The following is a 14486-nucleotide window of genomic DNA, read 5'->3' as shown; positions in this document are numbered from 1 at the left end:
GCCTCTCAAAACACCGAGGAAACGCCGTAGGTTTCTCCCGGTCTATTCGTCACCCCCCGTGGTGAACTCGCTCACGTCCACCGATTCATGTTGAACTACCTCACAGTCGACCAGCAACGCCTTCGACTTCCGTCGTGACCCCTTCGCCGTCTGGACGACCTCGGACTCGCGCACCCGACAGCCGGTGACGGACTCACCCATCGCCTCAACCAACTCATACGCGTAGCGTCGAGACACCCCGGTACACCCACGGATCTCCTCGGGCGTGACCGTCACCTTCGAGCCGTCGCCGCGCTTGTTGAACGCGAACGCCAGCACGGCCGCGAACTTCTCCTCCTTAGAAGTTCTTCCCGTGCCGATATCCCCGAGCGCAGCCACCCGATTCGAGAGCTCATTAACATCCTCTCGAAGCGCTCGCCGATGCTGCGCTGAGCGACGCGCTGCGGCCGGGAGTCCGTTGAGCTCTGAGATGTCCTCGTCGACGAGTGCACGCACTGCCCCGATGACGAGCGGGAGATCGTGGTTGACCAGCGGCCGGAGTTCCGACTCCAGCGCAGACACTTGTCGCTCAAGCACGGTCACGCGGTCCGCGAGAGATTCATCTGAGTCGTCGGTCACGGCGCCGACCCTCGCGTCGGTGGTGAGAACGACCGTCGCGTCGGCGTGGACACACAGAGACTGTGACGCCGTTCCCATGGGAGCGACACGACTGCCAACTGGGCGCCGACGAGGACTTCAGTCGTCCCGAGCGTCGGATTCCGGATCCCTGGCGGCGCACACGCCTCACAGTAACACCCCGCGAGGGACCATCGGGGTGCCTCTGCGGCCCGGTACGCGTACACGAACACGTCTGCTCCCTCACCCATACTGGTCCCACACGTGTCACAGAGTGCTTCGAGGGTCGCCAATCCGAGTGGGAGCCCAGTGAGTATCTGCTCGGGTGTCGTCAACACTTGCAGGCAGTCCAGGTCGTACTCGTCCGGTCGGTCCCACGGGTGGACGGAGTCGTCGCTGACCGTCATCACACCGTCCTCTTAGGAGTCTCCTTCGCCCCGACCTCGAAACACGCGAAGCAGGGGAACGGTTCAGTCTCGGTACCCTCACACCATGACTCGTCACAGGCGGTCTGGTCGTCAATATCCTTTTCAGGACGTGCAGTTGTAGTTGTCATTGCTTCTCTTCAGGGGAAGCGCGGGCGGTGTCTCCAGCACCGTCCATTCCGTTATCCCGCGCTTCATTCGTAGTACGATTTCCGAGCCCATGAAGTTTACTGACGTAAGTTTACTACGTCAACTAAGTGCACTCAAGTATATCCCTGACATATCGGAAATCGAATGAGCGATATCCGACTCAACGACACTGATATTACTCTCATTGAACGTTTGAGCCAGGGTCGGAATGTGCCTGCGAACCTTGCTGAGGAAATCGGTGTATCACGGCAGTATGTCCAGCAGCGTCTGAAGAGGATGGAAGAACACGAAGTCGTCCGGAATATCGGTCGAGGTGTCTACGAACTCGTCGAAGACCCTCGCGACGACTGACCCGATTCAGAACAGAATCGTCTCAACCGCTCCCTCCTCTCCAACGAGCGCCCGATACCACGCCTTGAGGGTCGTCCTCTCCCTGAATCCGCACACTCGACGCCCTCACCTCGGGCTTTCTTCGGATTCTTCTGGCAACTCGAACCGCTTGATCACCTCCGCCGCCAGCGAGTCCGCCTCGGCCGCGAGCGTCTCCCGAGTGAGGTCCTCATCGGCACCGTGTTCACGATACCGCTCGATGGACACGTCGACGTCCCCGAGCACCCGCTCACAGAGCGCCTCATCGACCGGCTTCCCTACCGAGCCGAGGCCGGCCTCGGCCACGTGGGTGAGCGCCAACAACTCCGCGAGCGATATCCCGAGGTGATCGGTCGCGACGCGTCGCCACACGCAGAGCCACCCGTACAACGCGAGGCGTGTGCGGACCACCGCGCGGTCACACGCTGTCACCTCCGTCGCGTCGCCGGCCCACACAGCGTCACCGACCACCTGTTCGATCACCTCGTCGACCCACCCCACACGCTCTCTGTCTACCCTGTCGTCGTACACCCTCCGAACGACGGTCTCGAGTGTTTTCCCCTGCCCACCCTCCCTATCCGACTCCGAACGCCCGCGGATCGATCCTCCCAACAGCACAGCCATCACCGCCGCCTCACGCTGTGACTCAGCGAGCGTCACCGCCTGACACCCGTGTGCCAACTGCGCGTTCGCGACCACCGACAGCGTCGACAGCATCCCCACCCGTTGGGCATACTCGAACTGGGCCATCTCGTACCGTTCCCACGGCGTCGTCCGCTCCAGTAACCCCACCCACTCGTCAATTCAACGTCGCGTCGAGAAACAGCTCGTACGTCTCGGCAAGCTCGTACTTGCCCTCCGTCTTGAGGACGTCCACCACCAGCTGCAACCGGGACACACGAAAGAGACCGCGGTCGTCCTGTTGGAGCGCATTGGCCGCCGCTTCCACCGGGCGGACCGGTTGGGGCAAGCCTTCAGTCGCCGGCGAGTAATCGAGCAGCCGCAGGTCGGTTGCATCGATGGTGAAACCGTACACCGAGTCATGAAGCGCGATCTCCACGAGTGCCTCCTCGTAGCCTTCGGTCGTCTCGTCGAGTTCGGTGCGCTCACAGTCGGAACACATGAGATGTGCAGGTGAACCCTGTGGAGTCGATTCTGTACGTGGGACACACACCTCCTTCGCGAGTGTAACTAGTGGCACCTGCTGCCCGTAAGCGAGCCTATGGAACGTTCGCATGAGCACGAGCGCATCGCCAGCTCTCCACAACGCGCAGGAGTCCCGAAGATGGGATGCCATCGATCTTGGCCATCCCAATGAATGAACCGTATTCTACACTCGCGACGGTGGTGTGTGAGTGGTGTGAGTACTGTTTTCTTTTCGACCGATACACTCGTGATGGGAGTGTGTCCACCTGCACTCAGTTCTTGTTCCGACCAATACACTCGCGACGGTGGTGTGTGAGTGCCTTACTCTTCGTCCACACATTCGCTGATACACCCGCGAGAGTGGTGTGTCCCAGCGAGTCGGGAGCAGCGTGTCGAATCGGCGACCGGGAGGGCAACGACGAACTCGACAGTGCCACACGTACCGAATGCAATCTGAGACGCAATCTCCAAGGGCGACGAGGGAATTCTCTTTCGCCTCAATCTCACGGCGAGTCCGCAGATGCCGTCGCACACCAACGGCATCCCATCATGTTAACCAACACTGGCCGGTCGTGTTGGTTACTATTTCGGGGACGGATGGAACTGAGCCCTCCCATACGCGATATAAGGTACCACACAGTCGCTGTATCGGCCTTCTGAATGCCAAGAGAGCGCTCGGGCTTCCGAGTGAATCAGAGTATCCAACATCAACACCATCCGAGTGACACGTCCCGAATACGCATCGTTGAACTCGGGTTCTCGGCGCGCCAGCTCCTCGGCACCGTATTCGAGGACGTCGTGTCCCATTGCGGTCAGTCGGTAACACGTCTAGAGGCCTTGGCTGTCGACGGTCCGTCGCTGGCGTGGCCGTGTCGCTCAGATGAGCACCTACTGCTTCAGTCACCGACCGGAACAGCAAGTCCCACCGATTGCACGACGCGGCGAAGCGAGGATAGCTCCGACGACAGTCGCGCCGCACACGACACTTCGACGGTAGCTCGACGCCGATCACTACGAGAGTGATATGATAGCTGTTAACATAATTGTTTTAGCGTTCCACTGAATCGGTCCATCCGTATCGATGAGATCGCGTCAGCAGGCGCCCAGGCGACCCGGCATTGAAGCAGCACGAACGGCACGGCAGGGCCGTGTGACGTGGACCGACGAGCGTGAGTATGGGCGTGGCCTGATAAGTGAGGGTAGGCTCCGCATATGAGTTCGTCGGCTGCAGTCGAGATCGATGGCCTCCGCAAGGAGTTCGGTGACGTAACCGCCCTGAACGGGGTGTCGTTCGACGTTCGGGACGGAGAGTTCTTCACGCTCGTCGGTCCCTCCGGGTGCGGGAAGACCACCCTGCTGCGGATCCTCGCGGGGCTCGAACGAGAGACCGAGGGGACGGTCTACATCAACGGCCAGGACATGACGGGGACGCCGGCGGAGAACCGGCCCACGAGTATGGTGTTCCAGAACCTCGCCCTGTTCCCGTACAAGAGCGTCTACGCCAACCTCGCCTTTGGACTGAAGATGGACGGCGTCCCGAAGGCCGAACGGCGCGAGCGGGCCGACGAGATGCTGTCCGTCCTCAACCTGGAGGGATACGGCGAGAAGTCGACCGACGAACTCTCCGGAGGCGAACAGCAGCGCATTGCTCTCGGACGGTCGCTTCTCACGGAACCGGACATCCTGCTGCTCGACGAACCACTCTCCTCGCTGGACGTCCAGTTGCGCAAAGAGATGCAGATCGAACTGCGGCGTATTCACCGCGATCTCGACTCGACGTTCTTCTACGTGACCCACGACCAAGAGGTCGCACTCACCGCGAGCGACCGCATCGGCGTGATGCGTGACGGGGAACTGGTCCAACGCGGGACGCCACAGGAGGTGTACGAACGGCCCAACTCGCCGTTCGTCGCGCGGTTCATCGGGAAGACGAATATCTGGCGTGGCGAGGTCGCGTCCGTCACCGGTGACGCCGTTGAGGTAATTACCGCTGACGGCCTGCGTATCCGGACGACGACCGACGACCCCGACCGTGGTGACGTGATCAAAAACGGCGAGGTCCACGTCCAGGTTCGCCCCGAACGGGTGACCGTCGGCGAGGACGCACGCGACATGGAGAACGTCTTCGAGGCGACGGTCGAAGACCGCATCTACCAGGGTGACGACATCCTCTACGAGGTACGCGTCGGCGAGACCTCTCTGCAGGTCCAGCAGCCGTCGAAGGAGCGGACCGTCCTGTACGACGTCGACAGTTCGGTGAACGTCGGGTGGAGCCGCGCGGCGAGCTATCTCATCAAGGACGGGGGCCGATGAGTTCGGAAGAGTCGGTCGCGGGGCGGCTCGAAGGGGTCGTCTCCAACCTCCGACAGCTTCCCGAGACGCGCAAGGGTCTGCTCGTCGCGCTCCCGCCGTTCCTCTTTTTAGCGCTGTTCTTCCTGATCCCGCTGCTGACGGTGTTGAGCTTCAGCGTCCGCGTCCAAGAGAACCTGCAGATGACGAGCCAGCTGACGATCGAGCCGTATGTCACGGTCCTCACGGGGGAGACGTTCCAGGCAGCGTTGCTCTACAGTATCCGAATCTCGCTCATCACGACGCTCATCACGCTCGCGCTGGGGCTGCCGGTCGGCTACTACCTCGCAGTGAAAGTGCGCGATCGCTTTCGCAACCTGCTGGTATTTCTCATCATCGCGCCGCTGTGGATCAATTTCTTCGTCCGGGCCTACGCCATCATCCAGATCGGCGGGGCACGTGGCTTTCTCAACGGGACGCTCCTTGCTGTCGGACTCGTCGACGAGCCCATCCAGTGGTTCGTCTACAGTCAGCCGTCGGTCATCTTCGGGCTGACGACACTGTGGCTCCCGCTGATGGTGCTGCCCATCTACGCGTTGCTCCGACAGATGGAGACGGCGTGGCTCGAGGCCGCACGCGATCTCGGTGCGGGCCCGCTCCGCGTCCACCGCGAGGTGACACTGCCCGCGGCGCTCCCCGGTATCATCCTCGGGTCGCTGTTCGTGTTTTTGCTGTCGCTCGGCAACCAGGCCGTGCCACGCATTCTCGGCGGCGCGAAACGGACGACGTACTCCGAGACGATCCTCCTCCAACTGGAGTCGGGTGGGTTGAACTGGCCGGTCGCGTCCGCCGCGTCGGGCGTGATGATGGTGTTCGTCATCGTTGTCCTGCTCGGCGTCTTCAGCGTCTTCGACATGGAGGAGTTGTTCTGATGGCACAGACGGTGACCCACCGAACGCTCGGGTGGCTCCTCCGCGCCGTCGTCGTGGGCGTCTACCTGGCGCTGTTCGTGCCGATCATCGTGATGGTGCTGTACTCCTTCGACGGGAGTCCGATCCCCATCTACCCGCTGAACGACCTCACGCTCAGCTGGTACACCGACCTGTTCGGGCCGTACTACAGCGACTTCATCGAACCGTTGCTCAACTCACTGTACGTCGCGTTCCTCACGAGCGTCGTCGCGACCACGCTCGGCGGCCTGGGGGGGTTCGCGATCTCGCGGTACGACTTCTACGGGAGTTCGGTCTATCCGTTCGTGCTGGCGACGCCGGCGATGGTACCGCCGCTCATCTCCGCGTTCGGCCTCTTCGCGTTCTTACAGCAGACGCTCGGGCTGCAGATGAGCGTCTACACGACCGTCGTCGGACACGTGGCGCTCACCCTCCCCTTCGCGGCGTTCATTATCGCCGGAAAGCTCGGCCCGGAGGAGGAACTCGAACGGGCGGCCCGCGACCTCGGAGCCGGCTATGTCCAGATGATCCGCGAGGTGACCATCCCCGTCCTCGGCCCCGCACTCGTGGCGAGCCTTCTGTTGACCTTCACCATCTCCTTCGGAGAGTCGGCGATGGTGTTCCTGCTCAGTGGGAGCGAGACGCTGCTGCCGGTGGCACTCAGCGAACGGTTCGCCGCCGGTGTCAGCCCCCGGTACAACGCCGTCAGCACCATCGTCATCCTGATCACGTTCGGCCTGTTCACGCTCGCAGAACTGGTTCGGCAGAACGTCGGGGAGTGACGCGGACGCACGACACCGCCTCCGTCATCGTCCACCTTTCGCCGACGGAACCCGACTAACGCCCATCCCGTCCTCACGTGCACCGATTTACATCGATATTTCACACCTTCCGGTGAACAAATACTTATAATGGGGCTTGAGAACATGTGACTATGAGCCACGACGAGATGGACTGGCGGACGCGGCGAAAGATACTGAAGGGAATCGGACTCGCGGGGATCGCGGGGCTCGCGGGGTGTAGCAGTAACGGCTCTGGAGGGGAGTCAGAGTCGGGGTCGGGGGGCGGGAGTACAGCGACCGAATCGGGCGGCGAAGCCACCGAGAGCGGGGGAACGAGCACGGCCGGCGGGGACGGGATGTCCGGCGAGTCGTACTTCGGCGTCGAGGGGCCGTTCGCCGACAGCATCCAGGGGCTGACGTGGTCCGGTTGGGACGTCCCGAGCGTGACTGGGCGGTTCCAGAACCAGACGGATCTGTCCGTCTCGACGGACTTCATCGGGAGCGACCTGCAGGGCTTCCAGAACATCCAGGGTGGGGGTGACTACCAGTTCATCGTCCCCGACACCGTCTGGGTCCAGCGGCTGGGCGAGGCGGGACTCGCTCGACCCGTCGACGAGGACCTGTTCTCCGAAGAGTTGTCGAACATGCCCGAGGGCGTCCGGAATCACCGCTCGATGTTCTACGACGACACCCGCTACGGCATCCCACCCCGGTGGGGGATCAGCGGCCTCATCTATAACAAGGACCAGGTCTCCGCCGAGGAGGTCCAGTCCTGGAGCGTCCTCTGGGACGACAAGTACGCCGACCGGTACGAGATCTTCAGCCTCCCGCTGTGGGCCGGCCCGAAAGTCGCGCTGTACCTCATCGAGGAGGGCGAGATCTCTATCGACGGCGATGTGACCGCAGAGAAGGTGTACGGCCTCCCGGAGGAGGACATGGCGAAAGTCGAAGACGCCGCAGCGGAGCTGCTCTCGAACGCCCGGCTGCTGCCCGCGTCGGCGAACGAGGCCAACCGTCCGCTGATAAACGAGACGGTCTATCTGTTCGACGGCTTCCTGTTCAACTACGCCCAGTTGAAGACCGTCGAGGCCGGCCTGGGGACCGACAAGTTCCGGTTCCAGCCCAACCCCGGGCTCGGGGGACTGTTCTGGGTGGAAGGGATGACGATGACAACCCAGGCCGAGACCGAAGAACAGCAGAACACGACGAACGCGTTCTTCAAGTGGGCAGCCTCGAAGGAGGGCCAGGCGAACATCGCTTGGACCGAACTCCGCAAGTCGCCGCCGGCGAACGACGCCGCACGAGAGTTCCTCACGGAGAACCAGATCCAAACGCTCCAACTCGACAGCCTCGACGACATCATCGCCAACTCGATCGACTACTACCCCATCGAGGAGGACAAGTGGGTTGAGACCTGGGAACGTGCCAGACAGCAGGCTTCGTCGTAAGCGTCCGATCGCGGTCTTCCGCTCGGTTCGAATCACTCGAACCCCGCCACCGTCCCCGACCGTCGTATCGTCACCCACAGTGAACCGCCTCTCACCGCACCGTCTTCCCGACAATACGATGAATCACGACCGTTCACCCGTCACCGACCGTCCCGACCCGTCGATTACCCCGGGGTCCAGAGCCACACCGATTCGAGGCGACTGATGGACCGAGACCCCCCACCGACGTATCCGCCGATCGATCTCGACGTCGCGCTCCCAGCCGGGTTCCCGGCCGTCCACGAGGCCTACCGGGTACTACGCGACCAGAAGGACATGGTCTGCGGCGCGTACGCCCTGACGTACCTCCTGCACGCGTACGGGCAGACCGAACGTGACGGGGTACCGGTCTCCGTCGACGCCGTGGCAGCAGCTGCAGGCACGACGCTGGAGCCCCGGAACGAAGCCCGGCTCGCCGCCGTCCGCGAGGCGGTCGCCGCCGGAGAGGTCCCTCCGGCCCGTGCTGGGCTGTGGTATCCGCACGACCACTTCGCGTACGACCTCGCCACCGTCGAGGACGAGGGAGGGACGAGTCCACACGGCCTCGTCGTCGCGTGCGAGGCGGCGAGCGATGGGGCGCTTACGGCCATTCCCGTTCCGGCGTGTCGGAGCGACGACGCCGCCGACGCGGTCCAGTTGACCGCAGACAGGTTCGACGACCTCCTCGAGGCAGTCTGTGACGACACGATACACGCGCAACTGATACTCAACTACAACCTCACGCAGACCCTCGCTCCCGCGAGCCTCCTGGGTCATAAGTACAACCTTGTCGCACTTCTCACTCGGTGGGATGATCCCGAGTACTTCCGGCGTCTGAACTGGGACGTCGGCCACTTCACGACGCTGGCAGGGCGGCTCACGCGCGGGTCGAGCGACAGGCGATACCTGCTCATCCGGGACTCGTACCGTTCGTTCGGCTGGCGGGGTTACCACCTCCAGCCCGAGGCGGCCATCCACGCCGGCCTCGTGCGTGCGGACGACCACCGCGACGGTGGACTCTTGCTGGTGACGCCGACACGAGATGTCGACGACGCACTCGCCTGGCTCGACAGCCACGACCTCGAGACCGGGGCATGGGACAATGGAAGCGCATACAAACCACGGACGCGCCCGTTCGACAACGAATGAACGAAGGCCTCACGTCGACGGAGCAGACGGTGCTCGACGCCGGAACCGAGTGGATCGACGCGAACACCGACCTGCTGCTGTCGTTTCTCGACGCACTCGTGGGACGTCCCGGACTCTCAGGTGAGGAGGGTGTGAGTGACGACCCCGAGACGCCCGTCGGAGTGCTGTCCGACCAGCTCGACGCTACGCTCGACGCACCGGGGTTCCACGTCGAGACACAGCGGATTCACCCCGAGCACGACTACGTCGACGCGCCCCGGGAGAACCTGTATACGATCGTCAACGGAGCCGGTGACGGAGGGTTCGTCTGCACCAGCCACACCGATGTCGTCCCGGCAGGCGACCCGACCGCGTGGCCGAACGACGACCCGTTCACTGTGACCGAGGGGACGGTCCACTGGCGTGGTGGGACGACGATCGATATCGAACTCGACGGGGAGCGCTACACCCGGGAGATACGGGAGAAGATGGCCCGCGTGTGGCGACTGCGCGACCGTGCGTCCGCGCCGGTCCTTGTCGGTCGGGGCGTCTACGACAACAAGTCGTCGAGCGTCTGCCTCGTCGGGAGTCTGCTCGGGCTACAGGCCGCGCTCGGGGCGACAGACACGCGACTGGGCGGTGACCTCGTCCACGGCCACCTCGTCGACGAGGAGGTTTACCAGATCGGCGTCAAGGAGATGGTCGGCTGGCACGGGGGCGAGAACTGGCTCGGTAACCGCTACGACTCACTGGCTGACTTCACGGCGGTCGTCTTGGAAGGGTCGTACGGGTTCGTGCCGGTCATCGGCCACCGTGGGCTCGCGTGGGTCGTCCTCGAAGCGACGGGGACGGCCGCTCACGCGTCGACACCGGAACTCGGGACGAACGCCGTCCTCGGAATGTCGCGTGCGCTGGTCGCGCTGGAGGAGGGTCTGCCTGCTCGGCTCGGCGAGATATTCGTCGACGAGGACGTCCTCGGACGGTTGACGGTTGCACCGGGGACAACCGTCGTCGGTGGCGGTGTCGAAGCCGTCGAGGCCGACAGCCGACGGGTAGAGCGCAGCGGTCTCAACTCGGTCCCCGACTGGTGTGAGGCGACGCTCGATATCCGCCTGCCACGGTGGACCGACTTCCCCAAAGGAGTCGACGACATCTGCGGCCGTCTCGTCGACCGCGTCGAATCGGTCGCGGCCGAGGCGGCCCCGGACGTCACGTTCGACGCACGCGTGCCCGACGACAACTTCTTCCCCCCGGTGGCGCTGGCCGGTTCGACCGAGGCGGCGACGGACCACCCGTTGGTGCGGACGGCGGCGACGACGACGGCCAGCCGGCTCGGATTCGACCCCGGCGTGGACGTCGCACCTGGGGCGACGGACGCCGCGTTCCTCTATCATGGGACTCGGATTCCGACGCTCGTCGAGTACGGCCCTGCGGGGGGACTCTCACACGAGGCGCTCGAGTATGTGGAACGAGACCAGGTCGTCGAGGGAGCGAAGGTGATGCTCGAACTGACGCTCCGAGAGCTCGGGATCGTCGACGCCGAGTGACGCCCTCCCGAGGCCGTCACCGCGACGACCGTCCCCGAGAGTGGCGACCGCCGCTCCGTACCGTGGCCCTAGCGGCATGTGTCACGCCACGGCCAATGACGGACATATCGTCGGGGGCTTGTAGCTTGACAAACACGAACAGCCCGCAGACGAGAGTGAGTCGTCTCAGAGGCCGTATAGCGAGTGCGCGTTCTGACGGAGCACGTTCCGCGCCACCGTCTCGGCGTACTGTTCGTCGAGGAACCCCTCAGCCACGAGGTCCTCCAGTACCGTGGTGAGGTCGGCCCGGATGCGGTCCGCGGCGAGTACGTAGAGTTCGGGAATGCAGAACGCGTCGCTCCCGTACATGACCTTGCTCGTCGGCGTCACCTCGAACACCTGTCGGAGCAGCGGTTCGACGCCGTTCTGTGCGAACGGAAGGGCCAGCGAGACGTCGAGATACGCCTCCTCGAACGTCGAGGTCACGTACCCAGCTTGGCGGACGTACGGGTAACTCGCGTGCAGAAGGACGACGGGCGTCTCGCGGTGTGTCCGCAGCAGGTCGTAGAGATACGTCGGGTCGACGAAGTGTGGATGAGCGTCGGCGTCGCCGAAGCCGGTGTGGAGCTGGACAGGGGCGTCCGCAGCTCCGGCGAGGGTACAGGCTCTGTGCAGGAAGAAGTCGACGAGCGGCTTCGATTCCAGGCGACCGTCCCAAGCGTCTCCGAGTGTATCGAAGGCTTCCCGAGCGTCACTGCGCTCGGGCGCACCGACGTTCAGGCCGGTCCGGTAGGCGACGATGGACTTCAGTGCCACGTGGTCGCCGGCCAGCGCCTCCGTCACGGTCGTCTCGAACTCGTCGACCACGTCCTCGAACGTGTCGTGGCCGTCGATGAGTTCCTCGATGACGGGTTCGATACGGAGGATAGGGCGGACGTCGGCGTCCGTGTACGCCTGGAACTCCGTCGGTGAGAGGTCGGGAAAGCCATCGTCGGCCAGGATGACCTCCGTCCCCGTCTGGCCGATGAGTTCCTTGCTGTACGACTCGAGGTCGACCTCCGAACGACGGCGCAGGAGCTCCGCCTCGTCGTCCGTCCCGAAGTGGGAGTTCAAGAGCGACAGAGCCGCCCGGTAGTTCAGCGTGTGTCGGGCGTGGTGCGGGGAGAGTTCGCCCTCGGTGAAGAACGTGCTAAACGCCTCGCGGATCGTTTCCACCGATTGTGGCTCGACCGCGTGTGCATGATTGTCGATCAGTGGTGTGGAGTCGACGACCCCTGCAATGGTCATACGTGACGATGTGTGACTCGGGACTTGAAGCCTCGCGTCGCTGGTCTCCCGAGTCCGCGTTCACGTCCGCGCTCGTTCTCGGTACTCGTAGTGCCGTCCCCGACGCTCAGCCTCGCGCTCTCGACACCGCGACCACTCACCAGCCCGCGTATCGCTCTAGGAGTTCTGAATCGAGCGTCTTCGTCCGTGCATCGGCGATCGCGGCCGCGAGCAGTTCGCACCCACGGTCCAGCTCCGTCTCGGAGATGGTGAGTGGTGGCGTCAGTTCGAGGACGTTCGACTCCATACCGACGTAGAAGACAGCGAGGCCGTGCTTCCGGGCCCAGAGGCAGGTCTTCGCGGCGAGCTCCGAGTCGGGGGCGTGGCCCTCGGCGGAGACGAGTTCGACACCGTGCATGAGCCCACGACCACGGACGTCACCGACGACCGGTGACTCCTCGGCGAGGCCCTCAAGCGACGCGCGGAGGCGCGCCCCGAGCCGTCGTGCACGCTCCGTGAGTCTTTCGTCCTCGATGACGTCCAGCGTGGCGTGTGCTGCGGCGACCGGGAGCGGGGCGGCGGCCGTGGTCATCATGTGTCCTGCGGGCTCGAAGTCCACGAGGTCGGCCCGACCGACGACCGCGCTGATCGGCAGTCCACTCCCGAGCGGTTTCCCGATGACGACCGCGTCGGGCTCGATATCGGCGTGCTGGTGAGCGAACAACTCGCCCGTCCGGCCCAGCCCCGCCTTGACCTCGTCGACGACGAGATACGCCCCGTACTCGGTGCAGAGGTCCGAGAGTCCTTCGAGGAACCCATCTGGAGGGACGAGCAGCCCGCCGTCGCTCTGCAGCGGTTCAGTGACGATACCGGCGACGTCGTGATCTCGAAGGGCCGACTCGACACTGGCGAGCGAGCGCTTAGTGAGTTCTTCTTCGTCGACGCTGTCGAGACGAGCGCGATACCGATCCGGAAACGGGAGGGTCACGACGGTGTCGGCGTCGAACCCCGCGAGCGCACTGTGTCCAGAGATGGTCGCCGCGCCGGCTGTGATGCCGTGGTACGACCCCTCGAAGGTGATGACCGTGTTCCCCTCGCCCGCTGCCGGAAGCGCCTTCGAGATCAGCTCGCCCGCTTCGGACCCCGAGTGACCGAACCAGACCTTCGTCTCGAACTCGGCGTCGAGAAGATCACGGAGTCGTTCGGCGAGCGCGATCACCGGTTCGTGCGGAACTGAGAGGACCGAGTTCGTCGCGGCCCGGTCGAGTTGCGCCGTTATTCGTTCACAGACGAGCGGGTGTCGGTAGCCCGTGTTCGCCACCGCCCACGACGCGGTGAAGTCGACGAGTGTGTCTCCGTCTACCCCGGTGAGTGTCGATCCCTCCTGCGTCTCCATGACGAACGGGAAGAACCGGATCTTCATCGCATCGGAGAGGACGTCCGTGTCGCGCTCAAGAAGGTCGCGCTCTCGGGTCATGGCACAGATGCAGTAGACGAATCAATAAATCGGTCGCCCACGTGATCCCCTCCGACCCATAACCTTTTGTGTCGCTCTCACACCATCGCCAGTGTGCGAGTCGAGACACTCGGGTCGGGTACCCCGGCGATTGCGGTCGTGGGCGGTGTACACGGCGACGAACCGTGCGGCCAGGTGGCCATCGACAGGTTCCTCGAACGCGACCCCGACCTCGACCGCCCAGTCCGGTTCGTCGTCGCAAACGAGGAGGCACTCTCCCGTGGGAGTCGATACGTCGAGCGGGACCTGAATCGTGTGTTGCCGGGGGACCCCGAGAGCGATATCCACGAGGAACGACTGGCCGTGGAGCTTCTCGAAGCGGTCGAGGGTTGTACCCCGCTTGGTATCCACTCGACTCGGTCGTACGCGGAGCCGTTCGGCGTCCTAGCGGACCCCACACCCGCAAAGCGCCGGCTGTTCAGACGAATGAACGTCTCGGCCGTGCTGGACACCACCGGCCTCTCGTCGGGGCGGTGCGTGGACCACGGCTTCCTCGACGTCGAAGCGGGGTTGCAAGGGACGGACCAGGCCGCTGACAATGCGGTCCTGTGTATCGAATCGTTCCTCGCAGCGACAGGAGCCCTCGAATCCGATGTCTCCATCGCGGAGACGGGGACGGAGACGATCCTCTACGAGGTGACCGACATCATCGAAAAAGAGCCCGAAAGCGAGTATCGGTTCCTGGCAGAGAACTTCGAGTGGGTCGAAGCCGGGACGGTGTACGCCGAACGCGACGACGAGCCGATGACCGCCGACGAGGCGTTCGTCCCCGCACTGTCCTCCAGCGACGGACACGCGTCCATTCTCGGGTACCGAACCCGTCCTGCTGGCGTGCTGTGAGGCGAGCCACTGCGACTC

At 63.9% G+C, this 14486-nt stretch carries 14 protein-coding genes; 8 read left to right on the top strand and 6 right to left on the bottom strand.

Features of this window, described 5'->3' with window-relative positions; all coding sequences use genetic code 11:
• Positions 1 to 42: 42 nt before the first annotated feature.
• Positions 43 to 618, bottom strand: a complete 576-nt coding sequence (locus C2R22_RS13455; protein WP_162562486.1) for a hypothetical protein — start codon at positions 616 to 618, stop codon at positions 43 to 45.
• On the bottom strand, positions 615 to 1022 hold the full coding sequence (locus tag C2R22_RS25095) for a hypothetical protein (RefSeq protein ID WP_162562485.1): 408 nt from the start codon (positions 1020 to 1022) through the stop codon (positions 615 to 617). Before C2R22_RS25095 ends, C2R22_RS13455 begins: the two co-directional genes overlap by 4 nt.
• 312 nt (positions 1023 to 1334) lie before the next feature.
• Here C2R22_RS25095 and C2R22_RS13450 point away from each other — a divergent pair, with 312 nt between their 5' ends.
• Positions 1335 to 1541: a winged helix-turn-helix transcriptional regulator gene (locus C2R22_RS13450; protein ID WP_103426208.1), complete on the top strand. Its 207-nt coding sequence runs from the start codon at positions 1335 to 1337 to the stop codon at positions 1539 to 1541.
• A gap of 105 nt (positions 1542 to 1646) precedes the next feature.
• On the opposite strand, the gene C2R22_RS13445 is transcribed toward C2R22_RS13450, so the two are convergent.
• Positions 1647 to 2351, bottom strand: a complete 705-nt coding sequence (locus C2R22_RS13445) for a hypothetical protein (RefSeq protein ID WP_103426207.1) — start codon at positions 2349 to 2351, stop codon at positions 1647 to 1649.
• A gap of 7 nt (positions 2352 to 2358) precedes the next feature.
• Positions 2359 to 2682 (bottom strand): hypothetical protein, encoded by a 324-nt coding sequence (locus tag C2R22_RS13440; RefSeq protein ID WP_103426206.1) that lies wholly within the window; start codon positions 2680 to 2682, stop codon positions 2359 to 2361.
• A gap of 1235 nt (positions 2683 to 3917) precedes the next feature.
• Between C2R22_RS13440 and C2R22_RS13430 the strand changes: the two genes are divergently transcribed.
• From C2R22_RS13430 to C2R22_RS13405, 6 genes are all read left to right on the top strand, one after another.
• Positions 3918 to 5018, top strand: coding sequence for an ABC transporter ATP-binding protein (locus tag C2R22_RS13430; RefSeq protein ID WP_103426205.1), 1101 nt, complete (start codon positions 3918 to 3920; stop codon positions 5016 to 5018).
• Positions 5015 to 5926, top strand: coding sequence for an ABC transporter permease (locus C2R22_RS13425; RefSeq protein WP_103426204.1), 912 nt, complete (start codon positions 5015 to 5017; stop codon positions 5924 to 5926). The genes C2R22_RS13430 and C2R22_RS13425 overlap by 4 nt, the downstream gene beginning before the upstream one ends.
• A complete protein-coding gene (locus C2R22_RS13420) occupies positions 5926 to 6726 on the top strand; it encodes an ABC transporter permease (protein WP_103426203.1) in 801 nt (266 codons plus the stop codon). Before C2R22_RS13425 ends, C2R22_RS13420 begins: the two co-directional genes overlap by 1 nt.
• A gap of 152 nt (positions 6727 to 6878) precedes the next feature.
• Complete coding sequence (locus C2R22_RS13415) at positions 6879 to 8174, top strand: ABC transporter substrate-binding protein (RefSeq protein ID WP_103426202.1); 1296 nt, start codon at positions 6879 to 6881, stop codon at positions 8172 to 8174.
• Positions 8175 to 8378: 204 nt separating this feature from the next.
• Complete coding sequence (locus C2R22_RS13410) at positions 8379 to 9341, top strand: DUF6885 family protein (protein WP_103426201.1); 963 nt, start codon at positions 8379 to 8381, stop codon at positions 9339 to 9341.
• A complete protein-coding gene (locus C2R22_RS13405; RefSeq protein ID WP_162562484.1) occupies positions 9338 to 10867 on the top strand; it encodes a M20 family metallopeptidase in 1530 nt (509 codons plus the stop codon). The genes C2R22_RS13410 and C2R22_RS13405 overlap by 4 nt, the downstream gene beginning before the upstream one ends.
• A gap of 165 nt (positions 10868 to 11032) precedes the next feature.
• Here the strand turns inward: C2R22_RS13405 and C2R22_RS13400 are convergent, their stop codons facing one another.
• Together C2R22_RS13400 and C2R22_RS13395 are read right to left on the bottom strand one after the other, a co-directional pair.
• Entirely contained in the window at positions 11033 to 12133 is a 1101-nt protein-coding gene (locus C2R22_RS13400) for an amidohydrolase family protein (protein ID WP_103426199.1), read from the bottom strand.
• Positions 12134 to 12269: 136 nt separating this feature from the next.
• A complete protein-coding gene (locus tag C2R22_RS13395; protein ID WP_103426198.1) occupies positions 12270 to 13589 on the bottom strand; it encodes an aspartate aminotransferase family protein in 1320 nt (439 codons plus the stop codon).
• 93 nt (positions 13590 to 13682) lie between these two features.
• Between C2R22_RS13395 and C2R22_RS13390 the strand changes: the two genes are divergently transcribed.
• Positions 13683 to 14468 carry a M14 family metallopeptidase gene (locus C2R22_RS13390; protein WP_162562483.1) on the top strand — a complete coding sequence of 262 codons (786 nt, stop codon included), beginning with the start codon at positions 13683 to 13685 and terminating at the stop codon, positions 14466 to 14468.
• Positions 14469 to 14486 lie beyond the last annotated feature (18 nt).

This window comes from Salinigranum rubrum (assembly GCF_002906575.1).
Classification (GTDB): domain Archaea; phylum Halobacteriota; class Halobacteria; order Halobacteriales; family Haloferacaceae; genus Salinigranum; species Salinigranum rubrum.
This window is presented reverse-complemented; position numbering and strand designations above follow the sequence as displayed.

What these genes read in the sequence shown, in the direction of transcription:
- C2R22_RS13400 (WP_103426199.1), bottom strand. Translation starts at nt 12,133, where the DNA reads ATGACCATTGCAGGGGTCGTCGACTCCACACCACTGATCGACAATCAT.
- C2R22_RS13415 (WP_103426202.1), top strand. Translation starts at nt 6,879, where the DNA reads ATGAGCCACGACGAGATGGACTGGCGGACGCGGCGAAAGATACTGAAG.
- C2R22_RS13440 (WP_103426206.1), bottom strand. Translation starts at nt 2,682, where the DNA reads ATGTGTTCCGACTGTGAGCGCACCGAACTCGACGAGACGACCGAAGGC.
- C2R22_RS13405 (WP_162562484.1), top strand. Translation starts at nt 9,338, where the DNA reads ATGAACGAAGGCCTCACGTCGACGGAGCAGACGGTGCTCGACGCCGGA.
- C2R22_RS13430 (WP_103426205.1), top strand. Translation starts at nt 3,918, where the DNA reads ATGAGTTCGTCGGCTGCAGTCGAGATCGATGGCCTCCGCAAGGAGTTC.
- C2R22_RS13410 (WP_103426201.1), top strand. Translation starts at nt 8,379, where the DNA reads ATGGACCGAGACCCCCCACCGACGTATCCGCCGATCGATCTCGACGTC.
- C2R22_RS13450 (WP_103426208.1), top strand. Translation starts at nt 1,335, where the DNA reads ATGAGCGATATCCGACTCAACGACACTGATATTACTCTCATTGAACGT.
- C2R22_RS25095 (WP_162562485.1), bottom strand. Translation starts at nt 1,022, where the DNA reads ATGACGGTCAGCGACGACTCCGTCCACCCGTGGGACCGACCGGACGAG.
- C2R22_RS13420 (WP_103426203.1), top strand. Translation starts at nt 5,926, where the DNA reads ATGGCACAGACGGTGACCCACCGAACGCTCGGGTGGCTCCTCCGCGCC.
- C2R22_RS13395 (WP_103426198.1), bottom strand. Translation starts at nt 13,589, where the DNA reads ATGACCCGAGAGCGCGACCTTCTTGAGCGCGACACGGACGTCCTCTCC.
- C2R22_RS13425 (WP_103426204.1), top strand. Translation starts at nt 5,015, where the DNA reads ATGAGTTCGGAAGAGTCGGTCGCGGGGCGGCTCGAAGGGGTCGTCTCC.